Source organism: Achromobacter sp. CF-sbj1-Ac2-l, from assembly GCF_052698165.1.
This window is the reverse complement of record NZ_CP199855.1, coordinates 448,091-472,712: the sequence shown is the minus strand read 5'-3', so window position 1 is coordinate 472,712 and position 24,622 is coordinate 448,091. Positions and strand designations below refer to the sequence as shown.

General features: G+C 69.4%; 26 protein-coding genes and 1 riboswitch. Of the genes, 18 read left to right on the top strand and 8 right to left on the bottom strand.

All coding sequences use genetic code 11. From position 1 onward, the window contains the following. Nucleotides 1-28: 28 nt before the first annotated feature. From ACUDCK_RS02220 to serA, 7 genes are all read left to right on the top strand, one after another. Nucleotides 29-715, top strand: a complete 687-nt coding sequence (locus ACUDCK_RS02220) for a heavy metal response regulator transcription factor (RefSeq protein WP_064524889.1) — start codon at nucleotides 29-31, stop codon at nucleotides 713-715. After that, complete coding sequence (locus ACUDCK_RS02215; RefSeq protein ID WP_054503327.1) at nucleotides 712-2,112, top strand: heavy metal sensor histidine kinase; 1,401 nt, start codon at nucleotides 712-714, stop codon at nucleotides 2,110-2,112. Before ACUDCK_RS02220 ends, ACUDCK_RS02215 begins: the two co-directional genes overlap by 4 nt. A gap of 74 nt (nucleotides 2,113-2,186) precedes the next feature. Continuing rightward, nucleotides 2,187-2,681, top strand: coding sequence for a cupredoxin domain-containing protein (locus tag ACUDCK_RS02210; protein WP_054503326.1), 495 nt, complete (start codon nucleotides 2,187-2,189; stop codon nucleotides 2,679-2,681). 18 nt (nucleotides 2,682-2,699) lie between these two features. Further along, a complete protein-coding gene (locus tag ACUDCK_RS02205; RefSeq protein ID WP_175167196.1) occupies nucleotides 2,700-4,487 on the top strand; it encodes a copper resistance system multicopper oxidase in 1,788 nt (595 codons plus the stop codon). Nucleotides 4,488-4,505: 18 nt separating this feature from the next. Beyond that, complete coding sequence (locus ACUDCK_RS02200) at nucleotides 4,506-5,519, top strand: copper resistance protein B (RefSeq protein WP_175167197.1); 1,014 nt, start codon at nucleotides 4,506-4,508, stop codon at nucleotides 5,517-5,519. A gap of 18 nt (nucleotides 5,520-5,537) precedes the next feature. Then, nucleotides 5,538-6,011 carry a DUF411 domain-containing protein gene (locus ACUDCK_RS02195; protein WP_064524897.1) on the top strand — a complete coding sequence of 158 codons (474 nt, stop codon included), beginning with the start codon at nucleotides 5,538-5,540 and terminating at the stop codon, nucleotides 6,009-6,011. Between the two features lie 135 nt (nucleotides 6,012-6,146). After that, the gene (serA, locus tag ACUDCK_RS02190; RefSeq protein ID WP_054503557.1) at nucleotides 6,147-7,346 is read left to right on the top strand and encodes a phosphoglycerate dehydrogenase; all 1,200 of its coding nucleotides are present in this window, start codon (nucleotides 6,147-6,149) and stop codon (nucleotides 7,344-7,346) included. 124 nt (nucleotides 7,347-7,470) lie between these two features. Here serA and ACUDCK_RS02185 read toward each other — a convergent pair whose 3' ends face one another. Together ACUDCK_RS02185 and ACUDCK_RS02180 are read right to left on the bottom strand one after the other, a co-directional pair. Further along, on the bottom strand, nucleotides 7,471-8,055 hold the full coding sequence (locus ACUDCK_RS02185) for an HD domain-containing protein (protein ID WP_175143730.1): 585 nt from the start codon (nucleotides 8,053-8,055) through the stop codon (nucleotides 7,471-7,473). Between the two features lie 72 nt (nucleotides 8,056-8,127). Further along, nucleotides 8,128-9,003, bottom strand: coding sequence for a LysR substrate-binding domain-containing protein (locus ACUDCK_RS02180; protein ID WP_175167198.1), 876 nt, complete (start codon nucleotides 9,001-9,003; stop codon nucleotides 8,128-8,130). Between the two features lie 141 nt (nucleotides 9,004-9,144). Between ACUDCK_RS02180 and ACUDCK_RS02175 the strand changes: the two genes are divergently transcribed. Genes ACUDCK_RS02175 through ACUDCK_RS02160 form a run of 4 tightly spaced genes read left to right on the top strand, consistent with a single transcriptional unit; the run spans nucleotide 9,145 to nucleotide 12,159 of the window. After that, nucleotides 9,145-9,576: a VOC family protein gene (locus ACUDCK_RS02175; protein ID WP_054503561.1), complete on the top strand. Its 432-nt coding sequence runs from the start codon at nucleotides 9,145-9,147 to the stop codon at nucleotides 9,574-9,576. 24 nt (nucleotides 9,577-9,600) lie between these two features. Further along, nucleotides 9,601-10,335, top strand: coding sequence for a 5-oxoprolinase subunit PxpB (gene pxpB / locus ACUDCK_RS02170; RefSeq protein ID WP_175167199.1), 735 nt, complete (start codon nucleotides 9,601-9,603; stop codon nucleotides 10,333-10,335). Then, nucleotides 10,332-11,333 (top strand): 5-oxoprolinase subunit C family protein, encoded by a 1,002-nt coding sequence (locus ACUDCK_RS02165; RefSeq protein WP_175167200.1) that lies wholly within the window; start codon nucleotides 10,332-10,334, stop codon nucleotides 11,331-11,333. Before pxpB ends, ACUDCK_RS02165 begins: the two co-directional genes overlap by 4 nt. Before the next feature lie 58 nt (nucleotides 11,334-11,391). Next, nucleotides 11,392-12,159: a LamB/YcsF family protein gene (locus ACUDCK_RS02160; RefSeq protein ID WP_064524919.1), complete on the top strand. Its 768-nt coding sequence runs from the start codon at nucleotides 11,392-11,394 to the stop codon at nucleotides 12,157-12,159. 6 nt (nucleotides 12,160-12,165) lie between these two features. Here the strand turns inward: ACUDCK_RS02160 and ACUDCK_RS02155 are convergent, their stop codons facing one another. Then, a complete protein-coding gene (locus ACUDCK_RS02155) occupies nucleotides 12,166-12,867 on the bottom strand; it encodes a GntR family transcriptional regulator (RefSeq protein WP_175167201.1) in 702 nt (233 codons plus the stop codon). Between the two features lie 109 nt (nucleotides 12,868-12,976). Continuing rightward, nucleotides 12,977-13,615 carry a trimeric intracellular cation channel family protein gene (locus ACUDCK_RS02150; protein WP_054503565.1) on the bottom strand — a complete coding sequence of 213 codons (639 nt, stop codon included), beginning with the start codon at nucleotides 13,613-13,615 and terminating at the stop codon, nucleotides 12,977-12,979. Between the two features lie 232 nt (nucleotides 13,616-13,847). On the opposite strand from ACUDCK_RS02150, the gene ACUDCK_RS02145 reads away from it, so the two are divergent. Then, entirely contained in the window at nucleotides 13,848-14,717 is an 870-nt protein-coding gene (locus ACUDCK_RS02145; RefSeq protein WP_054503566.1) for a universal stress protein, read from the top strand. A gap of 36 nt (nucleotides 14,718-14,753) precedes the next feature. Here ACUDCK_RS02145 and ACUDCK_RS02140 read toward each other — a convergent pair whose 3' ends face one another. The 4 genes from ACUDCK_RS02140 to ACUDCK_RS02125 all read right to left on the bottom strand — a co-directional run bounded on the left by ACUDCK_RS02140 (nucleotide 14,754) and on the right by ACUDCK_RS02125 (nucleotide 18,970). Further along, the gene (locus tag ACUDCK_RS02140) at nucleotides 14,754-16,034 is read right to left on the bottom strand and encodes a muropeptide transporter (RefSeq protein ID WP_081273475.1); all 1,281 of its coding nucleotides are present in this window, start codon (nucleotides 16,032-16,034) and stop codon (nucleotides 14,754-14,756) included. A gap of 69 nt (nucleotides 16,035-16,103) precedes the next feature. Beyond that, entirely contained in the window at nucleotides 16,104-16,718 is a 615-nt protein-coding gene (metW, locus tag ACUDCK_RS02135; RefSeq protein ID WP_175167202.1) for a methionine biosynthesis protein MetW, read from the bottom strand. Further along, complete coding sequence (metX, locus tag ACUDCK_RS02130; RefSeq protein ID WP_064524922.1) at nucleotides 16,715-17,986, bottom strand: homoserine O-succinyltransferase MetX; 1,272 nt, start codon at nucleotides 17,984-17,986, stop codon at nucleotides 16,715-16,717. The genes metW and metX overlap by 4 nt, the downstream gene beginning before the upstream one ends. Further along, nucleotides 17,976-18,057: riboswitch (SAM riboswitch) on the bottom strand. It overlaps the preceding gene by 11 nt. 157 nt (nucleotides 18,058-18,214) lie before the next feature. After that, entirely contained in the window at nucleotides 18,215-18,970 is a 756-nt protein-coding gene (locus tag ACUDCK_RS02125) for a GntR family transcriptional regulator (protein WP_054503569.1), read from the bottom strand. Nucleotides 18,971-19,152: 182 nt separating this feature from the next. Between ACUDCK_RS02125 and ACUDCK_RS02120 the strand changes: the two genes are divergently transcribed. From ACUDCK_RS02120 to ACUDCK_RS02095, 6 genes are all read left to right on the top strand, one after another. Further along, on the top strand, nucleotides 19,153-19,434 hold the full coding sequence (locus ACUDCK_RS02120) for a UxaA family hydrolase (RefSeq protein ID WP_026385179.1): 282 nt from the start codon (nucleotides 19,153-19,155) through the stop codon (nucleotides 19,432-19,434). Nucleotides 19,435-19,464: 30 nt separating this feature from the next. Beyond that, nucleotides 19,465-20,640 carry a UxaA family hydrolase gene (locus ACUDCK_RS02115; protein ID WP_006386837.1) on the top strand — a complete coding sequence of 392 codons (1,176 nt, stop codon included), beginning with the start codon at nucleotides 19,465-19,467 and terminating at the stop codon, nucleotides 20,638-20,640. Nucleotides 20,641-20,857: 217 nt separating this feature from the next. Continuing rightward, the gene (locus tag ACUDCK_RS02110; RefSeq protein ID WP_054503570.1) at nucleotides 20,858-21,871 is read left to right on the top strand and encodes a Bug family tripartite tricarboxylate transporter substrate binding protein; all 1,014 of its coding nucleotides are present in this window, start codon (nucleotides 20,858-20,860) and stop codon (nucleotides 21,869-21,871) included. Nucleotides 21,872-21,884: 13 nt separating this feature from the next. After that, nucleotides 21,885-22,820, top strand: coding sequence for a hydroxyacid dehydrogenase (locus tag ACUDCK_RS02105; RefSeq protein ID WP_175167203.1), 936 nt, complete (start codon nucleotides 21,885-21,887; stop codon nucleotides 22,818-22,820). Nucleotides 22,821-22,850: 30 nt separating this feature from the next. Continuing rightward, nucleotides 22,851-23,858, top strand: a complete 1,008-nt coding sequence (locus tag ACUDCK_RS02100; protein ID WP_064524929.1) for an Ldh family oxidoreductase — start codon at nucleotides 22,851-22,853, stop codon at nucleotides 23,856-23,858. Between the two features lie 86 nt (nucleotides 23,859-23,944). Further along, nucleotides 23,945-24,556: an SUKH-4 family immunity protein gene (locus ACUDCK_RS02095; RefSeq protein ID WP_054503573.1), complete on the top strand. Its 612-nt coding sequence runs from the start codon at nucleotides 23,945-23,947 to the stop codon at nucleotides 24,554-24,556. Nucleotides 24,557-24,622 lie beyond the last annotated feature (66 nt).

Genomic DNA, 24,622 nt, shown 5'->3' with positions numbered 1-24,622 from the left:
TCGCGGCGCGGATGGTAAATTTCCCGCCATGCGCATCCTGGTCATCGAAGACGAACCCAAGCTGGCCGATTACCTCAAGAAAGGGTTGTCGGAGCAAAGCCACGTCGTCGACCTGGCGCGCGACGGCGTCAACGGCCTGCACCTGGCGCTGGAAGGCGCCCACGACCTGATCGTGCTGGACGTGATGCTGCCCGGCGTGGACGGCTTCGGCATCCTGGCCGCGGTGCGCGCCAACAAGGACACGCCGATCCTGATGCTGACCGCGCGCGACGCCGTCGAGGACCGCGTGCGCGGACTCGAAGGCGGCGCCGACGACTACCTGGTCAAGCCTTTCGCCTTCTCCGAGTTGCTGGCGCGCGTGCAGGCCCTGCTGCGGCGCGGCCGTTCGCAGGAGCCCACCGTGTTCCGCCTGGCCGACCTGGAACTGGACCTGGCGCGCCGCAAGGCCGCGCGCGGCGGCCGGCGCCTGGACCTGACCGCCAAGGAATTCAACCTGCTGGCCCTGCTGCTGCGGCGCCAGGGCCAGGTGCTGTCGCGCACCACGCTGGCCGAACAGGTCTGGGACATGAACTTCGACAGCGACACCAACGTCATCGACGTGGCCGTGCGGCGCCTGCGCAGCAAGCTGGACGACCCGTTCGAGGCCAAGCTGCTGCACACCGTGCGCGGCATGGGCTACGTGCTCGAATCGCGGCCGGAGCCGGCGCGCGAATGAAAGCGCCGCGCGTGCGCTCGATGCAGGCGCGCCTGACCCTGCTGCTGGGCGCCATCGCCCTGCTGGTCTCCAGCCTGGCCGGCGCCACCCTGTTCTGGGCCCTCAAGCGCGAGGTCGAACGCCAGGAGATCACCGAGGTCAGCGGCAAGCTGGAGCTCATCAACCACCTGATCGACATGCAGAACAACGCGCGCGGCCTGCACGACCTGGCCGCCACGTTCGACGACATGCGCACCGGCCAGAGCCAGCTAGGCATCTGGATCGTCGATGCGCAAGGCCATCCGGTCTACGGCGGCGATGCGCCCGAGACGCTGCAGACGCTGCCCGGCCGGCAGGTGCTGCTGCAACTGGCCGACGGCAGCCGCATGCGCGGCCTGCGCGTCGCGGTCGACGACCGCATCCTGCCGGGCGCGCACCTGACGGTGGCGGTCAGCACCCGCACCAGCTCGCAATTCCTGTACGCCTACGGCACGGCGCTGGCGTTGATCTGCGCGCTGTGGGTCGGCGCCACGGTGGTCCTGGCGGCCTGGGCCGTGCGCCGCAGCATGGCGCCCACCCGGCGGCTGTCGGAACAGGCCGCCCGCATCCAGCCCGACAACCTGGCCGTGCGCCTGCCGCTGCGCGACACCGACCGCGAGCTGCACGAGCTGGTGCTGTCGTTCAACCGCACGCTGGAGCGCCTGCAGGCCGCCTACCAGCAGATGGAAGGCTTCAACGCCGACGTCGCGCACGAGCTGCGCACGCCGCTGGCCACGCTGATCAACGGCACCCAGGTAACCCTGTCCAGCGGCCGCGACGCGGCCGAGCTGCGCGATGCGCTGGAATCGAACCTGGAGACGCTGGAAGACCTGAAGACGCTGGTCAATGACATGCTGTTCCTGGCGCGCGCCGACCGCGGCGAACGCGCCGCCGACCTGGCGCCGGTGTCGCTGGCCGCCGAGGCCCGGCGCGTCGCCGACTTCTACGAGGCGGCGCTGGAAGACAGGGGCGTCACGTTGCGTTGCGACGGCGACGCCGTCGTCGCCGCCAATCCCGGGCTGGTGCGCCGCGCGCTGGCCAACCTGATCTCCAACGCCATCAAGGCCACGCCGCGCGGCGGCGAGATCGTGCTGGCCTGCCAGCCGCGGCCGGCCGGCGCGCGGGTCGAGGTGCGCAACCCCGGCGCGCCGATCCCCGAGGCCGACCTGCCGCGCATCTTCGACCGCTTCTTCCGCTCGGGCCAGGCGCGCGCGCCGCGCAGCGAGGGCCACGGCCTGGGGCTGGCGATCGTGCGCGCCATCGCCCGCATGCACGGCGGCGAGGTCGATGCGGCCTCCGGCCCCGAGGGCACGGTGGTCGGCATCACCCTGCGCGGGCCCGCGCCCACGACCGCCGGCGCCAACATTACAAAGAAGTAATCTTCGCGACAGAACCGGGTCACCCCGGTTTTCCTAAAGTGCCTCTCATGGTCAACCCCCATCAAGGGAACAGCATGAACGGCACTTTGCTCCGCATCACCCAGATCACCGTCCTGGCCGCCCTGCTGGGCACCGGCACCGCCTTCGCGGCCGGCGCCCATGGCGAACACGCCGGCCACGCCATGCCGGCGGCCTCCGCCCCCATCGGCACGCCCGGCGACGCCGCCCGCGTCACCCGCAGCATCGACATCGACATGACCGACGCCATGCGCTTCACGCCCGCGCAGGTACAGGTCAAGGCCGGCGAGACCGTGCGCTTCAACGTGCGCAACTCGGGCCGCATCCGGCACGAGATGGTGCTGGGCAGCGACGCCGACCTGCAGGCCCACTACGCCATGATGATGAAGGACCCCGGCATGCGCCACGAAGAGGCCAACGCCGTGTCGCTGGACGGCGGCAAGAGCGGCCAGATCGTCTGGAAGTTCGACCGCGCCGGCACCGTGTCCTTCGGCTGCCTGGAGCCCGGCCACTACGCCGCCGGCATGAAGGGCGCGGTGTCAGTCCAGTAATTCCGCCGCGGATCCGTCATGAAAGTCCTCCCCATTCCCGCCCGCCGCCGCTTCGTGCAGGGGCTGGCCGCCGGTGGCGCGCTCGCGGCGCTGGGCGGCTGGCGCGCCGCCGCCGCGAGCCGGCACGCGGCCCCCGCTTTGCCCGCCGAACTGCGCGGCACCGAATTCCACCTGGAGATCGGCGAGACCCCGGTGAACTTCACCGGCGCGGCCCGCATCGCCACCACCGTCAATGGCCAGGTGCCGGCCCCGCTGCTGCGCTGGCGCGAGGGCGACACGGTCACGCTGCACGTCACCAACCGCCTGCGCGAACAGACCTCGATCCACTGGCACGGCATCCTGCTGCCCACGGAAATGGACGGCGTGCCGGGCCTGAGCTTCCCGGGCATCGATCCGGGCCAGACCTTCACCTACCGCTTCGACGTGCGCCAGAGCGGCACCTACTGGTATCACAGCCATTCGGGTTTCCAGGAGCAGACCGGCCTGTATGGCGCCATCGTCATCGACCCGAAGCGGCGCGACCCCATCGCCGCGGACCGCGACTACACCGTGCTGCTGTCGGACTGGACGGACGAAGACCCGATGCGGGTGTTCGACAAGCTCAAGGCCATGCCCGACTACTACAACCGCAACCAGCCCAGCGTCGAGAGCCTGATCCGCGAGGCCGGCGAGAAGGGGTGGCGGGCGGCGCTGTCCGAGCGCCTGATGTGGGAACAGATGCGCATGAACCCGTCCGACCTGGCGGACGTCTCCGGCGCCACGTACACCTTCCTGACCAACGGCGCGACGCCCGCCGGCAACTGGACCGGCCTGTTCAAGCCGGGTGAGCGCGTGCGGCTGCGCTTCATCAACGGCTCGGCCATGACGTACTTCGACGTGCGCATCCCCGGCCTGAAGATGACGGTGGTGGCGGCCGACGGCCAGGACGTGCGGCCGGTCGACGTGGAGGAATTCCGCATCGCCGTGGCCGAGACCTACGACGTGATCGTCGAGCCCGCCGAGGACCGCGCCTACACCATCTTCTCGCAGGCCATGGACCGTTCCGGCTACGCCCGCGCCACCCTGGCGCCGCGCCCCGGCATGCAGGCCGAGGTGCCGGCCGTCGATCGCGTGCAGTTGCTCGGCATGATGGACATGGGCATGAAGCACGACATGGGCGGCATGGACCATGGCGCCGCGCCGAAGGCGACCGCCGGCGCGATGGCCGGCATGAACCATGGCGCCATGCCCGGCATGGACCACGGCAGCTCCCACGGCGGCGGCGCGGACCAGGGCGGCATCGTCGAGGTCAGGCACCCCTATCCCGAGGAACGCGGCCCGGGCAATTCGATGCTGCCCGACGTGGTCTCCACCCGCCTGGACGACCCCGGCATCGGCCTGCGCGACAACGGCCGCCGCGTGCTGACCTACGCCGACCTGCGCTCGATCCGCGAACCCGACGACAACCGCGCGCCGACCCGCGAGATCGAGCTGCACCTGACCGGCAACATGGAACGCTACATGTGGTCGTTCAACGGCGTGACGTTCTCCGACGCCAGGCCCATCGTGCTGCGCCATGGCGAGCGCGTGCGCTTCGTGCTGGTCAACGACACCATGATGACCCACCCCATCCACCTGCACGGCCTGTGGAGCGACCTGGAATCGCCCGACGGCGCCTTCCAGGTGCGCAAGCACACCCTGTCGCTCAACCCCGCGCAGCGCCTGAGCTACCGCGTCAGCGCCGATGCGCGCGGCAACTGGGCCTACCACTGCCACCTGCTGTACCACATGGAGGCCGGCATGTTCAGGGCGGTCGTGGTGGAGTAGGCGATGAGAAACCGGACTATGCGCACTTCCCTTCCCCCGTTCCGCCATGCCGTGCTGGCCATCGCCCTGCTGGCGGCCCTGGCCAGCCAGCCGGCCCTCGGCCAGGCCACGGGCGACCACGCCGGCATGGATCATGGCTCGATGCCGGACATGAACCACGGCGGCGCCACGCCCCAGCCCGCGATGCCACCCGGCATGGACCATTCCTCCATGCCAGGCATGAATCACGACGGCGCCAAGCCACAGCCCGCGATGCCGCCCGCCATGGATCATTCCGCCATGCCCGGCATGGACCACGGCGCGCCCGCCGCCGCCCCGCCGGTCGGCAGCCTGCCGTCCAGCGACGGCGCCGGTCCGCGCGGCTACGACAGCTACGGCATCCATCCGCACATGATGGACAAGGACGCTTCATCGCGGCTGCTGTTCGACAAGTTCGGCTGGTCGCGCAACCGCGACGGCCAGAACGCGCTGGAATGGGATGGCCGCTTCTGGTGGGGCACCGCCACCGACCGGCTGGTGATCAAGAGCGAAGGCGCGCGCGAAAGCGGCGGCGGCTCCGAAGCCAAGGTCGAAGCCTTCTGGAGCCACGCCATCTCGCCGTTCTGGGACCTGCAACTGGGCGCGCGGCGCGACTTCGGCACCGGCCCCAAGCGCAACTGGGCCGCGCTCGGGATCGAGGGCGTGATGCCCTACAACATCGAGTTCGAGACCACCGCCTACGCCGGGCCGTCCGGCCGCACCGCGCTGGGCATGAAGGCCGAGTATGACCTGCTGCTTACCCAACGTCTGATTTTCACGCCCGAAATCGAGGCCAGCGCCTACGGCCGCAACGACCCCGAGCGCGGCATCGGCTCGGGCCTGTCCAGCGGTTCGCTGTCGCTGCGGCTGCGCTACGAGGTCACGCGCCAGTTCGCGCCCTACGTCGGGGTATCCTTTGAACGTAAGTTCGGCCGCACCGCGGACTATGCGTCCGCCGCCGGCCAAGGTCGCTCGCAGGCCGCCGTGCTGGCCGGCGTGAGCTTCTGGTTCTGATCTTTCTCGCGGAGACCCATGAAAACACCTCTCATCCCCGCCCGTCGCCTGCTGCTGGCGGCCGCGCTATCCCTGCCCCTGTACGCGCCGCTCCTCGCGCAGGCCCAGTCCGCGCCCAAGGTGCAGGTCTGGAAGACCCCCACCTGCGGCTGCTGTGAAGACTGGGTCAAGCACATGCGCGACAACGGCTTCGAGGTCACCACCCACGACGTGCAGGACACCGGCGCGGTGCGCCGCAACGCCGGCATGGCCGACTATGGCTCCTGCCACACGGCCGTGGTGGACGGCTATGCCATCGAGGGCCACGTGCCGGCCAGCGACGTGCGCCGCCTGCTGCTCGAAAAGCCCGATGCCGCCGGCCTGGCCGCCCCCGGCATGCCGCTGGGTTCACCCGGCATGGACGGCCCCGAATACGGCGGCCGCAAGACCCCGCATGATGTCCTGCTGGTGGACAAGCGCGGCGGCGCCAAGGTGTTCCAGGCGTATCGTTGAAGCACCGGGCCAGGGCAAGCCCCGGCCACCCGCCTGAAACAATTCATCCCCACCCGGGCAATGGGTACCTCTTGCACCGCAGCAAAAATGCGCCACAATAAATAAAACGCATTCTTCACCCGACCCCTGGCAGTCATGGCACACATCGTCCTGTTCGAGAACATCCACCCGAGCGCCCGCGCCGTCTTCGAAGCCGCCGGCTACACCGACATCGTCACGCATGCCGCGGCCCTGCCGCCGGCGCAGTTGCAGGACGCCCTGCGCGGCGCCCACGTCGCGGGCATCCGTTCTCGTACCCACCTGGATGCCGCCCTGCTGTCCGGCAGCCCCGACCTGCGCGTGGTCGGCTGCTTCTGCATCGGCACCAACCAGGTCGACCTCGACACCGCCATGCAGCGAGGCATCCCGGTGTTCAACGCGCCGTTCTCCAACACCCGCTCGGTCGCCGAGCTGGTGCTGGGCGAAGCCATCCTGCTGTTGCGCCGCATTCCCGAGAAGAACGCCCGCGTCCATCTCGGCCACTGGGACAAGAGCGCCGCCGGCGCCTTCGAGACCCGCGGCAAGACGCTCGGCATCGTCGGCTACGGCAACATCGGCTCGCAGATCAGCACGCTGGCCGAAAGCCTCGGCATGCGCGTCATCTACCACGACGTCGAAGCCAAGCTGCCGCTGGGCAACGCGCGTCCGGCCGGCTCGCTCAACGACCTGCTGGAACAGGCCGACGTGGTCACCCTGCACGTGCCCGGCGGCAAGTCGACCGAAAACATCATGAATGCGGAGACCATCGCGCGCATGCGCCGCGGCGCCATCCTCATCAACGCCTCGCGCGGCACCGTGGTCGACATCGACGCCCTGCACGCCGCGCTCAAGTCCGGCCACCTGGCGGGCGCCGCCCTCGATGTGTTCCCCACCGAACCCAAGGGCGCCGACGAACCCCTGGCCAGCCCGCTGATCGGCCTGCCCAACGTCATCCTGACTCCGCACATCGGCGGCAGCACGCAGGAATCGCAAGAGAACATCGGCCGCGAAGTGGCCGAGAAGCTGGTGCGCTTCCTGCAGGCCGGCACCACCAAGGGCGCGGTCAACTTCCCCGAGCTGCCCTACCTGGAGCCGGCCGGCGCCACCCGCATCCTGCACGTGCACCGCAACGCCCCCGGCGCGCTCGGCACGCTGGACAACCTGATGGCGCAGCACGGCCTGAACATCGTCAGCCAGACGCTGCAGACCAAGGGCCAGATCGGCTACGTGATCACCGACGTCGAAGGCCAGGTCGACGACCTGGTCATGACGACGCTGCGCGATCACCCGATCACGGTACGTTGCGACCGGCTGTAAAAGGCGCTCTGGACAAAAACAGGCCCGCTCGCGCGGGCCTTTTTCATGCAGGCGAGGCGCCGACGGCACCGGCGCGCAATCACGCCGAAGTTTGCCCCCGGGACGACGACGCGTCCCCGCCGCCTTACGGCCGGTCCGCGAAATGCGCCGCCACCCATCGTTCACAGACGTCCCACAATTGCGGGGCGCCGCGCTGGATCACCGGACCGTAGCGGGCCAGCACCTGCTCGCGCGACACGCCGTTCTCGGTCCAGGTGCCGCCGCCCGTGAACACGTTGATCAGCAGCGGCTGGAAGCGGTCCAGCGCCTTGGCGAAGCGCGCGTCCTCGCTCTCGGCCTGCTCGAATTCGCGCCACAGCGCCAGGAACTCTTCGCCCTGCGGCGGAGGCAGCAAGCCGAACAGCCGTTCGGCCGCCTTGTCCTCCTGCTCGGCCTGCCACGCCGCCGACGAACCGCCATGGATCGGATGGTCGCCGACGTCGATCTCGACCACGTCGTGCAGCAGCAGCATCCGCATGACCCGCTGGGTATCCACCGGACCGCTGGCGTATTCGCTCAGCACCAGCGCGTACAGCGCCAGGTGCCAGGAGTGCTCGGCGGAATTCTCCTTGCGGCTGCGGTCCAGCAGCGGCGATTGCCGGACGACGGTCTTGAGCCGGTCGATTTCGCGGAGGAATTGCAGCTGTTTTTCCAGTGAGGTCGATGCCATGGTGTCCTGCGTGGGTGGCGGTCCTGGCGCGAATGCCGATCGCGTTCCCGACACTGTACCGCCCTGACTGGCTCAGGGCGCCAACGTGGCCCCCGCCGCCCGCGCCAGGCATTCCGCCATCTTGCCGCGGACGCTGCCGGCGTCGAACGGCAACCGCCCGATGAGGCCGATCTCGCGATGAAACGCCGCATCGCCCAGCGACACCAGCCGCAGGCCATCCGTATCCAGGCCGCGCAAGCGCGGCAGCAGCGCCACGCCCAGTCCGTGGCGCACCATGTTGGCGATGGCCTCGATCTCGTCCAGCTCCACGGCCTCGTGCACCGTGATGCGCTGCTTCTTCAGGAACAGGTCCACCACGCGCCCGCCGAACGACGCGCGGTCGTAGCGGATGAAGGGCTGCGCCGCCAACACCTCGCGCCACGGCGCCAACGCCATCGCGGCCGGCATCGCCAGCACCACTTCCTCGCGCAGCAACGGCTGCCAGCCCAATTCCGGCGGCAGCGCGAACGGCGGCCGGATCAGCAGCGCCATGTCGACCTCGCCGGCGTCCACCTGCCCCAGCAGCGACAGCGACACCCCCGGCACGATGCGCACCCGCACGTCGGGATAGCCGGCGCGGAACTCGCCCAGCGCCCGCACCAGCAGGTCCTGCTGCACCGACGCGATGGCGCCGATGCGCAGCGAGCCGCTGACATGGCCGGCCCCGGCCGAAGATGCCATGCGCTCGGCCATGGCCACCAGTTCCTCGGCCTGCGGCAGCATCTCGCGGCCATGGTCGTTCAGCACGGCGGCGCGCGCTCTGCGGTCGAACAGCGCCACGCCCAGGTAGTCCTCCAGGCGCTTGATCTGGGCGCTGACCGCGGACTGGGTCAGGCCCAACTGAGCGCTCGCCCCGGTGAAGGTGCCGTCGCGCGCCACGGCAATGAAGGTCTTGAATTCTTTGATCACGATCAATATTTTCGATGCTAAGACACAAAAAATATCGTTTTTCAATCAAAAAAACAATTCATAAACTATCGACTCCGGACACGCCCCGATGGTGACGGTCCGCATTCTGAATTACCTTTTCCGCCTTATCCGGAGCTTTTCATGACCGCTCAAACCAACCTGCCGCCGTTCCACCTGGCCTTCCCGGTCCGCGACCTGGCCGAAGCCCGCGCCTTCTATGGCGAAAAGCTGGGCTGTCCGGAGGGCCGCAGCTCGCCCGACTGGATCGACTTCAACTTCTACGGCCACCAGATCGTCGCCCACCTGGCCCCCAGCGAGTGCGGCCACAAAGCCACCAGCGCGGTCGATTCGCACAATGTGCCCGTGCGCCATTTCGGCGCGGTGCTTTCCATGGAACAATGGGAAGCCATGGCCAAGCGCCTGACCGATGCCGGCACCGAGTTCGTCATCGAGCCCTACATCCGCTTCAAGGGCGAAGTCGGCGAACAGGCCACCATGTTCTTCCTGGACCCGTCGGGCAACGCGCTGGAATTCAAGGCGTTCAAGAACCTGGATTCGTTGTTCGCCAAGTAATCCGTCTCTACAGGTTTCGTGCCGTTGAACGCTACATCAGACACTTCTTCTCCGGCCGAAACCGCCTGGCGCATCCAGCCCCAGGGCGACCGCTGCCTGATCGTCTCTTTCGGTGACCAGATCGACGCCGCCATCGGCCGCACCTGCCTGGCGGCGGCGCGCAAGCTGCGCGACGCCGGCCTGCCGGGCGTGACCGACGTGGTGCCATCGTTCGTGGCGGTGGCGGTGCATTACCGGCCCGACGGCCTGGGCAACGGTCCCACCTACGCCGACCTGGCCGCGCGCATCGAGGCGCTGCTGGGCGACGGCATCCAGGCCGACGCCGCCGCCGGCCGCGAGGTCGACGTGCCGGTCTGCTACGGCGGCGAGCACGGGCCCGACCTCGACGACGTCGCCCGCGCCGCCGGCCTGACCCCCGACGACGTCATCGCGCTGCACAGCGGGCCGCGCAGCATGGTGTTCATGCTGGGCTTCGCGCCCGGCCACGCCTACCTGGGCGTGCACGACGAAAAACTGAACCTGCCGCGGCGCGCCTCGCCGCGCACCGCCGTGCCGCCCGGCGCGGTGGCCATCGCCAACCGCCAGACCGTGATCTACCCCAACCGCCTGCCCGGCGGCTGGCACATCATTGGCGCCACCCCGCTGACCATGTTCGACCCCGCGCGCGCCCCCGCCGCCTATTTGCAACCGGGCGACTCGGTGCGCTTCGTGCCCATCACCCCCGATGAATTCGAACGCCTGCGGGAGGGCCGGCCGTGAGCCTCACCGTCATCAAGCCGGGCATGCTGTCCAGCTTCCAGAACCGCGGCCGCGAGGGCTACCAGCACCAGGGCATCCCGGCCGCCGGCGCCATGGACGAACGCGCCCATCGCCTGGCCAACGCGCTCGCCGGCAACACCGGCGATCCCGCCACGCTGGAAATGACCCTGACCGGCCCGACGCTGCGCTTCGACGCGCCGGCCTGCTTCGCGCTGGCGGGCGCCGACCTGGGCGCCACGCTCAACGGTCAGGACATCCCCCAGCACCGGCCGCTGGTCGCCCGCGCCGGCGACACGCTGGCCTTTGGCGCGCGGCCAGCCAACGGCGTGCGCGCCTATCTGGCGGTGCACGGCGGCTTTGCGCTGGCGCCGGTGATGGGCAGCGAAACCACCTATCTGCGCAGCGGCTTCGGCGGCTTCGAAGGCCGCGCGCTGGCCAAGGGCGACCAGGTCGGCCTGCGCCACACGCTTGCCGGCCGCGACCTCGATGCGTTGCAAAAGGCCCTGTGGGACCTGCGCATCTACCTGCCAGGCGCGCTCGGCAACAAGCAACGCGACACCATCCGCTTCCTGCCCGGCATGCAGTGGCAGGAATTCTCCGAAACCTCCCGCCATGCCTTCGGCGGCGCGGAATTCCGCATCAGCCCGCAGTCCGACCGCATGGGCTACCGCCTGCAGGGCCCGGCGCTGTCCATGAGCCAGCCGCGCCAGATGCTGTCGGAGGCCGCCAGTTTCGGCACCGTGCAGGTGCCCTCTGGCGGCGAGGCCATCATTCTCATGGCCGACCGTCAGACCACCGGGGGCTACCCCAAGATCGCGCAGATCGCCACCGTCGACCTGCCCTTGCTGGCGCAGTATGCGCCGGGACGCGCGCTGCGGTTCGCCATGATCGAACTCGACGAGGCGCAACGCCTGGACGGCGAGCGCGAACGCGCCTTCGCCCAGTTGCTGGACGCGCTGGCGCCGCTGCGCGCGCTGCTGGGACCTGGCCACCCGTGAGGCCAGCTCGCACGCGCCCCCCCCGAATAACAGCCCGAACCTCCACAGGAACCTCATCATGAGCACAAGCATCGACCTGAACTGCGACATGGGCGAAAGCTATGGCGCCTGGAGCATGGGCAACGACGCCGCGGTGCTGGCCTTCGTCAGCTCGGCCAACATTGCCTGCGGCTTTCATGGCGGCGATCCCGCCACCATGCGCAAGACCGTGGCCGCCGCCCTCAAGCAGGGCGTGGCGCTGGGCGCGCACCCCAGCCTGCACGACCTGGTCGGCTTCGGCCGCCGCGCGATTCCGATCACGCCGGACGAGGCCTACGACATCACGGTCTACCAGATCGGCGCGCTGGCCGGCGTGGCCGCCTCGCAAGGCGCGCGGCTGCACCACGTCAAGGCGCATGGCGCGCTCTACAACATGGCCGCCAAGGACGAGGGCCTGGCGCGCGCCATCTGCCAGGCGGTCAAGGACGTCGACGCCTCGCTGCTCCTGTACGGGCTGGCCGGTAGCAAGCTGGTCGACGCCGCGCGCGCCATCGGGTTGGCGGCGGCCAACGAGGTCTTCGCCGACCGTTCCTACCAGGACGACGGCTCGCTCACGCCGCGTACCCGCGCCGGCGCCATGATCGAGGATGTCGACCAGGCGGTCGCGCAAGTGGTGCGCATGGTCCGGGAAGGCAAGGTGCGTTCGGTCGACGGCAAGGACGTGCCCGTGCAGGCCGACACGCTCTGTATCCACGGCGACCAGCCCAATGCGCTGGTGTTCGCCCGCGCCATCCGCGAAGCGCTGGAACGGGCCGGCATCGCCGTGCGCACGCCGGCGCGCGGCTAAGCCGCCCTAGCCGCGCCCGAAGCGCAGCGCCGACTCTTCCGCATCCTGCTGCGAGGCCTCGTGGTAGGCCCGCAGGATGCCTGGCAGCACATCGATCACGTAGTTGCGCGTCAGCTCGGCGGCGCGGTCGAAATCGCGCTTGTCCAGCGCCTGCGTGATGCCCTGGGTGTAGGTCTGCAGGTTGTTCGACGCCATCGTCTGCCGGGCCAGCAGGTAGCGCAGCGGCTCGACCTGCTCGTACAGCTTGGTCAGCACGTCCGCCAGCGGCGCATTGCCGGTGAAACGGGCGCCGGCCAGGTAGAACTCGCGCAGCGCGGCGATATAGGCGCGCACGTCGCGCTTGGCCATGGCGGCGGCGATCGCCTCGTCATAGCTGCGCAGCTCGGCCACCAGGGGCGAGATGTCGTCGATCTCGGCAACCTGGCGGATGCAATAGGCTTCCAGTTCCGCGCGCAACTTGTAGAGGTGGCGGATCTGGGTTTCGGAATACAGGGTGACCCGGAAGCCCTTGCGCTGGACATGCGTCACCAGGCCGCTCAGTTCCAGCAGACGCAGCGCTTCCCGGATGGGACTGCGGCTGGTGCCGAAACGCTGCTCCAGTTCCTGTTCCCGCAACGGCTGCCCGGGCCTGATAGTGCCATCCACTATCAACTCACGAATCTGTTCCTGTAGGAAGTACGGAATCGTGGCGGGCGCTTTGACGTCCAATCGGCTCCCCTTGTACTGCGTGATGCAAGTATTGCGACAGCGACAAGATACTAGAAATTTATTGAAACACAAATAGGAAAATTGTTGCAGGAAATCGCGCGCGGTCCGCTCAGTGCCAGTCGTCCCGATAGACAAACTTCGGCATCTGCCAATTGAAGCGCAGGGCCAGCAGGCGCAGCGCCAGACCGACCGCCAGCGCCACGGGCACTGCCGCGTTGGCCGGCATTCCCAGAGCCTGCGCGCCCAGGTAGAGCCCGCCGGTCACCACCGACACGCTGGCGTACAGTTCCTTGCGGAACAGCAGCGGCACCTCGTTGCAGAGCACGTCGCGCAATACCCCGCCGGCGCAGCCGGTGATCATGCCGCTGATCAGCACGACCGTGATCGGCAGTTGCATCAGTTGCGCCACCTGGCAGCCGATGACCGTGAACGCCACCAGGCCCAGCGCGTCCGCCAGCAGGAACACGCTGCGCAGACGCCGCATCACCGGCGCGATCAGGGCGGTCAGCAAGGCCGCGCCCGCCGTCATCCACAGGTATTCGGGATGCACCACCCAGGTCAGCGGATAGTGGCCCAGCAGCACGTCGCGCAGCGAGCCTCCGCCCAGCGCGGTGACGCAGGCGATGATGCAGACGCCCATCCAGTCCATGTCGCGCCGGCCGGCCGATAGCGCCGCCGTCATCGCTTCGGCCACGATGGCGACCAGGTACAGGGTGTGCAGCAGGGCAGGAGAAAGGTCGTAGAACATGAAACAGGTGGGCGATGGACGAAGCCGCGGCGCGGCAGGCCCCATTGTATTGACAGCCCACGGCCCGGGCGATTGCTCCCCGCCGGATCCTCCCTTACCCTGGAAGCGCGTTGATATCGGTCAAGCCCCTGTCCATGCCCCGGCGGGACAATGGGGATGTGCCCGCAAGGGCGATTTCGGCCACCGGCGGGCTAGCGGGAGCCACCGGCGGGCCCCATATCGGGAGAAACGTATGTCGCAACAACCTGGCCCCATCCTACTGGCCACGGACCTCAGCGCGCGGGGCGATCGCGCCCTCGATCGCGCGCTGCAACTGGCCAAGGAACTCGATACCAAGCTGGTCGTGCTGCACGTGATGGAAAGTCACGGCGTGTCGCCGCGCCTGACCACGCCGGTCTGGCGCCGCCTGGCCGCCGACCACAAGGCGGTGGCCGAACGCGAGCTGGCCGAGGACCTCGCCAACGCCGGCGTCGCCACCGAAGTCGTGGTGGTCTCGGGTGATCCGCTGGTGCGCATCATGGAAACCGCCGACAGCTTCGGCTGCTCGCTGATCATCGCCGGCATCGCCCGCGACGAGACCCTCGGCCGTCTGCTGCTGGGCACCACGGTAGAGAAGCTGGCGCGCCAGGCGCGCCAGCCGGTGCTGGTGGTCAAGAACCGGCCGCGCAAGCCGTACCGCGACGTGCTGGTGGCTACCGACTTCTCGGCCGGCTCGCGCCGGGCGCTGCGCGCCGCGCTGCAACTGGTGCCCAACGCCGACCTGACGCTGTTCCATGCCTACGATGTGCCGTTCCAGGGCAAGAACGTGCCGGACGATGCGGTGACCCGCAGCTTTTATCACGCGGCCGAGCAGAGCTCGCGCGAATTCATCGCCGAAACGCCGGAACTGGCCAACGTGGCGCCGCCCAAGGTGGTGCTGGAATGCGGCCAGCCGGAGACGGTGCTGTCGGAATACTCGTTCAACCACCGTTCCGACCTGGTCGTCACGGGCACCCATGGCCGCACCGGCCTGCTGCGCACGGCCATCGGCAGCGTTGCCGAGCGCCTGCTGGAAGCCCTGCCGAGCGACGTACTGATCGTGCGCCTGACCGAAGAGGCGTAACCCCCGCCCTGGCGCCGGGCCCAGGCGGGCCTGGCGTCAGGCGTCGCCGTCCTGCATCATGGCCTCGATGCGGCCGCGCAGCAGATACAGCAGCAACAGCCCCGGCAGCGCGATGACCACCGTCACCAGGAAGAACCCGGGCCAGCCCAGGTGCTCCACCAGTGGCGGCGTCAATGGCCCGGCCAGATAGGTCCGGCCCACGGCCGACAAGGCCGACAGCAGCGCGAACTGCGTGGCCGAGAAACGCTGACGGCACAGGGCCATCAGGAGCCCGACGAACGCCGCCGTGCCCAGGCCGCCGCACAGGTTTTCCAGCCCGACCGCCGCGCCCATCAGCCAGATGCTCTTGGGGCTGACCGCGATCAGCCAGTAGCCCAGGTTGGACACCGCCTGCAGCAGGCCGAACACCATCAGCGAGCGGTACAGCGTCCAGCGCGACATGATGAGTCCGCCGGCCAGCGCGCCGACCACGGTCGCGGCCATGCCCATGACCTTGTTGACCGCGCCGACCTCGGTGGGCGTGTAGCCGGCGCCGCGGATCAGGAAAGTGGTCGAGAGCGCGCCGGCAAAGGCGTCGCCCAGCTTGTACAGCACGATCAGCAGCAGCACCGCCAGGGCGCCGCGCCGGGTGAAGAATTCCTGCAGGGGCGCCGACACGGCCTCGCCTAGGCTGCGCGGCGGCTTGGCCACGTGCTCCGGCTCGGGCGCCCACAGCGTCGCCAGCGCGCACAGCAGCATCAGGCCGCCCATCACCACATAGGTATTGCCCCAGCCGATCCACTGGTCGGCCAGGATCAGCGCCAGACCGCCCGAGACGATCATCGCCACCCGGTAGCCCATGACCTTGATGGCGGCGCCGGCGCCGCGCTCTTCCTTGCGCAGCACGTCGGTGCAATAGGCGTCGAAGGCGATGTCCTGGGTGGCCGACAGGAACGCCACCAGCACCGCCAGCAGGGCCAGCGTCTGCAGCGCCGAAGACGGCGACAGCGTGCCCATGACCATGATCGCCAGCGCCAGCAGCACCTGTGTCACCAGCATCCAGCCGCGGCGCCGGCCCAGCAGCGGCGGCGCATAGCGGTCCACCAGCGGCGCCCACAGGAACTTGAGCGTGTAGGCGGTGCCCACCAGGGTCAGGAAACCGATCTGCTGCAAGGGCACGCCGGCCACCGTGGCCCAGGCCTGCAGGGTGCCGCTGGTCAGGGCCAGCGGCAATCCGCTGGCGAACCCCAGGACCAGCAGGGGCGCGACGCGGGGACTGGTGTAGACGTTGGATACAGCGGTAATGACGGTCTCCTGAAACGGCCCGGCCGGGCGCACGGGCGGGCACGGCGGGCTTGCGGCATTTTAGGCGCTGGCGCCCGGGCCGTCAGCCTGCGTTTCAGAATGTCAGGGCGAAGCGAAGCGGTACACCGCCAGCGTGCTGCGCCAGCTCGGAAAGGCCTTGATCTCGCGCCCCTCGTTGAAGGTGGCGCGTTCCAGGATGCGCAGGCCCAGCTCGCCGGCCAACTGCTCGAAATCGCGCAGCGTGCACAGGTGGATGTTGGGCGTGTTGTACCACTGGTACGGCATCTGGCCCGTCACCGGCATGCGCCCGCGCAGGATGGCCCAGCCGTGCGGCCAGTAGCCGAAGTTGGGAAACGACACCACGCCATGGCGCGCCACCCGGGCCATTTCGCGCAGGATGTGCTCGGTGCGATGCATCGACTGCAGCGTCTGCGACAGCACCACGGTATCGAATTGCTTGTCGTCGAACAGCGCCAGGCCGTCTTCCAGGTTCTGCTGGATCACCTCGACGCCGCGCCGCACGCAGGCGATGACGCAGGTGTCGTCCAGTTCGACGCCGGCGCCGCGCACCTGGCGATGGTCGCGCAGGTGCGCCAGCAGCGCGCCGTCGCCGCAGCCCAGGTCCAGCACCCGGCTGCCGAGTTCGATCCAACTGGCGATGCGCGCCAGGTCGGGACGCAGCGCAACGAGGGCCGGACGGGGAGTCACAGGAGTCATGCGGAGCGTCCTTCGGTCTGGGTGGCGCCGGTCAACGCCAGCTCGCGGGCGATGCGCTCGTAATAGCCGCGCACCACGGCATGGTAGCGCGCGTCGTCCAGCAGGAAGGCGTCGTGTCCGTGCGGCGCGTCGATCTCGGCATAGGTGACCGGGCTGCCGTTCTTGAGCAGGGCGCGCACGATCTCGCGCGAGCGCTCCGGCGGGAAACGCCAGTCGGTGCTGAACGACACCAGCAGGAAATCCGCCTTGGCCGGCGCCAGCGCGCGCGCCAGGTCGCCGCCGGTCTTGCGCGCCGGATCGAAATAATCCAGCGCGCGGGTGATCAGCAGGTAGGTGTTGGCGTCGAAATAGCGGGTGAACTTCTCGCCCTGGTAACGCAGATACGACTCGACCTCGAACTCGACGTCGTAGCCGTAGCGGTAGGCGCCGTTGGCGGCGGGTTCGCGCTGGGCGCGGCCGAATTTCTCGGCCATGTCGTCGTCGGACAGGTAGGTGATGTGGCCGATCATGCGCGCCACCGACAGGCCGCGGCGCGGCACGGTTTCCTGCGCGTAATAGTCGCCGCCATGGAAATCCGGATCCGTGATGATGGCGCGCCGCGCCACTTCGTTAAAGCCGATGTTCTGCGCCGACAGGCGCGGCGTGCTGGCGATGACCACGCAATGGGCCACGCGCTCGGGCAGCGTGATGGCCCAGCTCAGCGCCTGCATGCCACCCAGCGACCCGCCCATCACGGCGGCGAAGCGTTCGATGCCGAAGTGGTCCGCGACCCGCGCCTGCGCCTGCACCCAGTCCTCCACCGTCAGCACCGGAAAGGCGGCGCCCCAGGGTTTGCCGGTCTCCGGATTGATGCTGGCCGGGCCGGTCGAGCCGAAGCACGAACCCAGGTTGTTGACGCCGATGACGAAGAACACGTTGGTGTCGACCGGCTTGCCGGGACCCACCATGTTGTCCCACCAGCCGACGTCGCTGGGGCTGTCGGCGGCCTGGCCGGCCACGTGGTGCGAGGCGTTCAGGGCGTGGCAGATCAGCACCGCATTGCTGCGCGTGGCATTGAGCGTGCCATAGGTCTCGACCGCCAGCTCGTAGCTGGCCAGCGACTGGCCGCTGAGCAACGGCAGCGGCTCGTCGAAACGCAGGAAGACGGGAGCGACCAGTCCGACGGAACCGGGATCAGCGGCATCGGACTGCGTGAGAGTGGCGGCGGGCAGGGTCGCGAGCGCGGCGCTGGCCGAATCACCGGCCAAATGTTGGGCAGGAGTGGTCATACGGACCTCTTTAGCTGGATTTATTGGAAGGCGCCCGCAAGCGGATCAGGCAAATCGGCGCCGAAAATTGGATAGTGCGGCAGGAATTCTAGCACTGCTGGCGGCGGGGACGGCAAGCGGCCGGGAACAGCCGCGGCCGTCAGCGCCGTGATCGCGGGAAGGCCCGCGTCGGAATGCCAGCCCCCTTCCCCGCCGGCCGCATCCTCCCGCTGCGGGGCGGCAGGCGCCTCAGGCCCCCGCCTCCCAGGGCTCATGGCCCAGGTATTCGTAGCGTTCGGTATTGACGCGCGAGATGCGCCATTCGACCGGCTGGCGGTTGTACGAATAAGCCACGCGCCGGATCTCCAGCAGCGCCGCGCCCTCGGCCACGCCCAGCCAGCGCGCATGGGCGCGGTCCGCCAGGCAGGTGCGCAGGCGTTCGTCGGTGGCGATGACGTTGACGCCGAACACATCCTGGTACAGCGCATACAGCGTGCTGGCGCGCTCGCGCAGGTGCGCCTCGGTCATGCCGGGAAAGCGCGATTCCGGCAGGCAGATGTCATCGACCATGACCACGTCGCCGTTCAGCGACAGCATGTTGAGGAACTCGAACACGTAGGCGCCGGCCGGCAGCCCCAGCTTGTCGCGCGCCTCGGCCGAGGCCTTGACGCGACGAAAGCGCAGCAGCTCGGTGGTCGGGTACGACTTGTGGCCGTCCTGGCGCAGGATGCGGAAGAACTTGAAGAAGTGGTGGTTGCGGGTGTGCACCGCCACATAGGTGCCGCGGCCCTGATGGCGCACCAGGATGTTCTCGGCGGCCAGTTCGTCGATCGCCTTGCGCAGCGTGCCGATCGACACGCCGAAACGCTCGGCCAGGTTCTTTTCCGGCGGAATCGCCTCGCCCTGCTTCCATTCGCCTTGGGCCAGCGCGGCAAGCACGGCCTGCTTGACCTGCTCGTACAAGGGACTGCCCAAAGGCACAGTCGATGACAGGCTGGTGTTCATGGGTGCATCGCAATAAATCCGGGCCTCCAGTGTAGCGGCGCGAGCGGGCCTCGCTCAAGTCATACAATTCATATATATGATTTAGTTGACATGCAAAAAAGCCCGCCCTAAGATTTGCCGGACGTTGTGATCCGAAGCGTCCGCGGCACTCCGCCGCGGCGCTCACCCAGGAGAGGAAGACGATGATTCACGCCGTATTGCACGATGCCAAGGACACGGTGGCGGTCGCTGTGGTGGAAGGCCTGACCGCCGGAACGGAGCTAAATGCCTGGATCATGGACGAGGACAAGATCATCCATGTGCGGGCCTCGCAGGACATCCCCATCGGCCACAAGGTCGCGATGAAGGACATGGCCGTGGGCGACACGGTCTACAAGTACGGCGTGGACATCGGCCGCGTGGTCGCGCCGATCCAGGCCGGCCAGCACGCCCACGTGCACAACATCAAGACCAAGCGCTGGTAAGCCGATCCTTCGCCCACACAGGAAACCATCATGTCCGTCATCAATGCTCAGACCACCTTCCAGGGCTACCGCCGCGACAACGGCCGGGTCGGCGTGCGCAACCACGTCATCGTGCTGCCCGTGGACGACATCTCCAACGCCGCGGCCGAGGCCGTCGCCAACAACATCAAGGGCACGCTGGCCCTGCCCCACCCCTACGGCCGCCTGCAATTCGGCGAAGACCTGGAACTGCACTTCCGCACCCTCATCGGCACCGGCTGCAACCCCAACGTCGCGGCGGTGGTGGTGATCGGCATCGAGGAAGGCTGGACCAAGCGCGTGGTCGATGGCATTGCCGCCACCGGCAAGCCGGTCATGGGCTTCAGCATCGAACTGCACGGCGACCACGACACCATCATGCGCGCCTCGCGCTGCGCCAAGGAATTCGTGCACTACGCCACCGCCCTGACCCGCAGCACGTGTCCGATTTCGGACCTGTGGGTCTCGACCAAGTGCGGCGAGTCCGACACCACCTCGGGCTGTGGCGCCAACCCCACCGTGGGCAACGCCTTCGACAAACTCTACGCGCTGGGCTCGACGCTGGTGTTCGGCGAGACCTCGGAGCTGACCGGCGGCGAGCACATCGTGGCCGAGCGCTGCGCCAACGACGCCGTGCGCGAACGCTTCATGTTCATGTTCGACCGCTACCAGGCCATGATCGACCGCTGGAAGACCAGCGACCTGTCCGAATCGCAGCCGACCAAGGGCAACATCGCCGGCGGCCTGACCACCATCGAGGAAAAGGCGCTGGGCAACATCCAGAAGATCGGCAAGCAGTGCCGGGTCGACGGCGTGATCGACAAGGCCGAGATTCCCGACGGCCCGGGCCTGTGGTTCATGGACTCGTCCTCGGCCGCGGCAGAGATGGTGACGCTGTGCGCGGCCTCGGGCTACGCCGTGCACTTCTTCCCCACCGGCCAGGGCAACGTCATCGGCAACCCGATCCTGCCGGTCATCAAGATCTGCGCCAATCCGCGCACGGTGCGGACCATGTCGGAACACATCGACGTCGACACCAGCGGCCTGCTGCAGCGCGAGATCGACCTGAACCAGGCCGGCGACAAGCTGCTCGAATGCATGCTGGCCACCGCCAACGGCCGCTGGACCGCGGCCGAGGCCCTGGGACACCGCGAGTTCGTCCTGACCCGTATCTTCGAAAGCGCCTGACGGCGCCGGCGCGGCGCGCTCCGCAATGCGCGCCTGCCGCAGCGGTTTCATCGCGGCGCGCGCCGACCGTGCGCGCCGCGACAGCACACGGCGCCCGCGCCGTGCCGCAGTTCCCTCGCAGCACACGCACAAAAGCATGCAGACCCGGGCGCAAGCCGCCACGGCAGCACAGGCGTAAGCATTCCTACCCGGGCGCCACCCCCAAGGAGGAAGACAGATGAATCGCGAGCAACACCCCCCGATCGACGACGCGCAGCGCCGCCGCGCGCTGGCCGCCCTGGGCGCGGCCGGCCTCTGTGCGCTGGCCCCTTGGCGCCAGGCCCTGGCGCAGAAAGGCGCCTGGCCGGAACGGCCCATCAATTACGTCGTGCCGTTTCCCCCGGGCGGCCTGACCGACGTGGCTGCGCGCCAGGTCGGCAAGGCGCTGAACGATGCCGAACGCTGGAACATCGTGGTCGAGAACCGCCCGGGCGGCAGCGCCAACATTGGCGCTGCCCACGTCTCGCACGCCGCGCCCGACGGCTACACCTGGCTGGCCATCACCCTGTCGCACGCCGCCAACGCCACGCTGTTCGCCGGCAAGGCCGGCTACGACCTGACCCGCGACCTGGCGCCGGTGGCCGGCCTGGCTTCGTCACCCATCATGGTGGTGGTCAACGCCAAGAGTCCCATCAAAACCATGGACGACCTGGCCCGCGCGGCTGCCGCCAAGCCGTTGGCTGCCGGCTCCAGCGGCAATGGCACGCCGCCGCACCTGACGCTGGCGCTGTACCAGAAGCTGACCGGCGCGCCGCTGATGCACGTGCCCTACAAGGGCGGCGCGCCGTCGCTGACCGACCTCATCGGCGGCCACCTGGACGTGGTGTTTTCCAATTACCCCGAATCGCTCGCGCATGTGAAGAACGGCTCGCTGCGCGCCCTGGCCATCACCACCCGCGCGCGCAGCGCCGACCTGCCCGACGTGCCCACGGTGGCGCAGGCCGGACTGCCGGACTTGATCGTGGAGAACTTCACCGGCGTGATGGCGCCGGCCAGCACGCCGCCGGAGCTGGTGCAGCGCATCGGCGAAGCCATCGTCAAGCAGGTGTCGCAGCCCGCGATGCAGCAGGCGCTGCTGCAGTTGGGATTCGTGCCGCAGCCGCGCGGACCGGCCGAGTTCGGCAGCTACCTGCGGTCGGAGGTCGACCGCTGGGCCAGGATCATCCGCGACGCCAACATCCAGATCGCCTGACGCCGGAGCCGCCATGCACGTGCTTATCTCGGAATTCATGGACGCGCCCGCGGTCGACGCGCTGCGCCAGCGCTTCGACGTGCGCTACGCCCCCGACCTGGTGGACCAGCGCGACGCCCTGCTGCGCGCCGCCGGCCAGGCCGACGCCCTCATCGTGCGCAACCGCAGCCAGGTGGACGCGGCCTTGTTGGCGGCCGCGCCGCGGCTGCGGGCGGTCGGCCGGCTGGGCGTGGGGCTGGACAACATCGACCTGCCCGGCTGCGCGGCGCGCGGCATCCAGGTGGTGCCGGCCACCGGCGCCAACGCGCGCGCGGTGGCCGAGTACGTCATCGGCACGTTGCTGGCGCTGCTGCGCGGCGCCTACGGCGCCAGCGCCGCCGTGGCCGACGGCCAATGGCCCCGCGCCGCCCTGTCGCAGGGGCTGGAGGCGCACGGGCGCACCCTGGGCGTGGTGGGTTTCGGCGGCATCGGCCAGTTGACCGCGCGGCTGGCGGCCGGCCTGGGCATGCGCGTCGTCGCCTGCGACGCCGCCCTGCCGGCGACCCATCCCGCCTGGGCCGAAACCTGCGCCACGCGGCTGGAACTGGACGACCTGCTGGCGCAGGCCGACGCCGTCACCCTGCACGTGCCCCTGACCGCCGGCACCCGCCATCTGCTGGACGCGGCCCGCATCGCTCGCATGCGGCCGGGCGCGGTGCTGATCAACACGTCGCGCGGCGGCATCGTCGACGAGGCCGCGCTGGCGGCGGCCTTGCGCGGCGGCCGCCTGGGCGGCGCGGCCCTGGACGTGTTCGAACAGGAGCCGCTGCCGGCCGGCGGCCCGCTGGCCGGGGCGCCCAACCTGATCCTGACCCCGCATATTGCCGGCTTGACGCAGGAAGCCAACACCCGCGTTTCCGACATGGTGGCCGCCGGTGTGACAATAGCGCTTACCGGCGGCGCCCAATGAAACGCGGCGCGCCTCGCTGACAGGAAGGATATGGCTCACATCTATCTGGACGAACTTCAACACCTGGCCGCGGCCAGCCTGGCCGCCGCGGGCGCCAACCCGGCCATGGCCGACAGCACCGCCCGCGCGCTGGTCTTCGCCGAAAGCCAGGGGCTCAGTTCCCACGGCCTGTCGCGCGTGCCGTTCTACGCCGGCCACCTGCGCACCGGCCGCGCCATCGGCAACGCCGTGCCGCGCATCGTGCACGAGCGCGGCGGCGCGGCGCTGATCGACGCCGGCTCGGGCCTGGCGTTCCCGGCATGCGCGCTGGCGGTGGCCGAAGCCAGCCGCCGCGCGCGCGAACACGGCGTGGCCTTCATCGGCGTGGCCAACAGCCACCATTTCGGCGAGGCCGGCTATCACCTGGAAGCGCTGGCCGATGCCGGCCTGGTGGCGCTGGCGCTGAGCAACTCGCCCGCCGCCATGCCGGCCTGGGGCGGAAAGCGTCCGCTATTTGGCACCAACCCCATCGCCGCCGTCTTTCCGCGTCGCGGCGGCGGCCGCATCGTCATCGACCTGTCCTTGTCGCAGGTGGCGCGCGGCAAGCTCATGATCGCGGCGCGCGACAACCAGCCGATCCCGCTGGGCTGGGCGCTGGACGCCGACGGCCAGCCCACCACCGATCCCAAGGCCGGCCTGGCCGGCAGCATGCTGCCCGCCGGCGGCGTGAAGGGCGCGATGCTGGCGCTGATCATCGAGCTGCTGGCCTGCGCCCTGACCGGCTCGCACTTCGGTTTCGAGACCGAGTCGTTCTTCGTCGACGCGGGCGGCCCCGCGCGGCTTGGGCAGGCCTTCATGGCCATCGACCCGGGCGCGCTGGCGGGCAACGAGGCCTACCTCGAACGCGTCGAGACGCTGGTGGCAGCCATGCTGGAAGACGACGGCGTGCGCCTGCCCGGCGACCGCCGCCGCAAGCTGCGCGACGAGGCGCTCAAGCATGGCGTGGAAATCCCCGAAGCGCTGATGGCACAGTTGCGCGCCATGTCGGGCGTGGCCTGAATATTCCCCGGCGGTGGCTTGCCCGGCGGCCGGACGGGCCCCGCCCACTGCCGACCCGACGCACTTCGACCTGCTCGCCCTTCGCTATGACCGATGACGATCTGGCCGGCCTATATGCCGGCGGCGCCACCCACCTGGACGCGGCCACGCTGGCGACAGCGGGCCTCGATCCCTCCAGCCGCGCCTGGCTCGCCGACCACGGCCTGCCGTTGCGGCCCGAGCCCGCCATCCCCCTGCTGGAGTTCGTGCCGCCCCGCATGCACGCCGGCGGCAACGCCGCCGTCCTCGTGATCGCGCGCGAACCGTGGGCCGACGCGCTGTGGATAGGAATCGCGGCGGATGGCCGCGTGGTGACGGCAGGCGCGGACGGGCCACCGATCCTCATCAACAGCCGCATCACGCATTTCCTGCATTTCCTGGCCGCGTTCCAACGCTTCCAACGCGCGGCCAGCCGTGACGATGCGGGGCCCCGCGTGTACACCCAGGCCGAGATGCAGGCCCGACTCGACGCGTTGCGCCAGGGCCAGGGCCGGCGCGCGAGCCCGCCCGCCTCACGAGCACCCGCCACGCCGGCCCTTGACCGCCCTGCCGCGCTGCGCCGGCTCGAGCAGGCCTGGCGCGACTGTGATGCCGCCGCCCTGGCCCGCGGCGGTTGGTGGCTCCGTATCCGGGAACAACTGCGCGACGGCCTGCTGTAGCCTGCCGCACCCCGCCGCCGGCCGAACTCCCGGGGCGAATGGCCCTACCTCTACGGAGTCAACCGC

Bases quoted from the DNA above. Each gene is read 5' to 3' on its own strand.
- ACUDCK_RS02220 (WP_064524889.1), top strand. From the start codon at position 29: ATGCGCATCCTGGTCATCGAAGACGAACCCAAGCTGGCCGATTACCTC.
- ACUDCK_RS02215 (WP_054503327.1), top strand. From the start codon at position 712: ATGAAAGCGCCGCGCGTGCGCTCGATGCAGGCGCGCCTGACCCTGCTG.
- ACUDCK_RS02210 (WP_054503326.1), top strand. From the start codon at position 2,187: ATGAACGGCACTTTGCTCCGCATCACCCAGATCACCGTCCTGGCCGCC.
- ACUDCK_RS02205 (WP_175167196.1), top strand. From the start codon at position 2,700: ATGAAAGTCCTCCCCATTCCCGCCCGCCGCCGCTTCGTGCAGGGGCTG.
- ACUDCK_RS02200 (WP_175167197.1), top strand. From the start codon at position 4,506: ATGCGCACTTCCCTTCCCCCGTTCCGCCATGCCGTGCTGGCCATCGCC.
- ACUDCK_RS02195 (WP_064524897.1), top strand. From the start codon at position 5,538: ATGAAAACACCTCTCATCCCCGCCCGTCGCCTGCTGCTGGCGGCCGCG.
- serA (WP_054503557.1), top strand. From the start codon at position 6,147: ATGGCACACATCGTCCTGTTCGAGAACATCCACCCGAGCGCCCGCGCC.
- ACUDCK_RS02185 (WP_175143730.1), bottom strand. From the start codon at position 8,055: ATGGCATCGACCTCACTGGAAAAACAGCTGCAATTCCTCCGCGAAATC.
- ACUDCK_RS02175 (WP_054503561.1), top strand. From the start codon at position 9,145: ATGACCGCTCAAACCAACCTGCCGCCGTTCCACCTGGCCTTCCCGGTC.
- ACUDCK_RS02160 (WP_064524919.1), top strand. From the start codon at position 11,392: ATGAGCACAAGCATCGACCTGAACTGCGACATGGGCGAAAGCTATGGC.
- ACUDCK_RS02150 (WP_054503565.1), bottom strand. From the start codon at position 13,615: ATGTTCTACGACCTTTCTCCTGCCCTGCTGCACACCCTGTACCTGGTC.
- ACUDCK_RS02145 (WP_054503566.1), top strand. From the start codon at position 13,848: ATGTCGCAACAACCTGGCCCCATCCTACTGGCCACGGACCTCAGCGCG.
- metW (WP_175167202.1), bottom strand. From the start codon at position 16,718: ATGACTCCTGTGACTCCCCGTCCGGCCCTCGTTGCGCTGCGTCCCGAC.
- metX (WP_064524922.1), bottom strand. From the start codon at position 17,986: ATGACCACTCCTGCCCAACATTTGGCCGGTGATTCGGCCAGCGCCGCG.
- ACUDCK_RS02125 (WP_054503569.1), bottom strand. From the start codon at position 18,970: ATGAACACCAGCCTGTCATCGACTGTGCCTTTGGGCAGTCCCTTGTAC.
- ACUDCK_RS02120 (WP_026385179.1), top strand. From the start codon at position 19,153: ATGATTCACGCCGTATTGCACGATGCCAAGGACACGGTGGCGGTCGCT.
- ACUDCK_RS02115 (WP_006386837.1), top strand. From the start codon at position 19,465: ATGTCCGTCATCAATGCTCAGACCACCTTCCAGGGCTACCGCCGCGAC.
- ACUDCK_RS02110 (WP_054503570.1), top strand. From the start codon at position 20,858: ATGAATCGCGAGCAACACCCCCCGATCGACGACGCGCAGCGCCGCCGC.
- ACUDCK_RS02105 (WP_175167203.1), top strand. From the start codon at position 21,885: ATGCACGTGCTTATCTCGGAATTCATGGACGCGCCCGCGGTCGACGCG.
- ACUDCK_RS02100 (WP_064524929.1), top strand. From the start codon at position 22,851: ATGGCTCACATCTATCTGGACGAACTTCAACACCTGGCCGCGGCCAGC.
- ACUDCK_RS02095 (WP_054503573.1), top strand. From the start codon at position 23,945: ATGACCGATGACGATCTGGCCGGCCTATATGCCGGCGGCGCCACCCAC.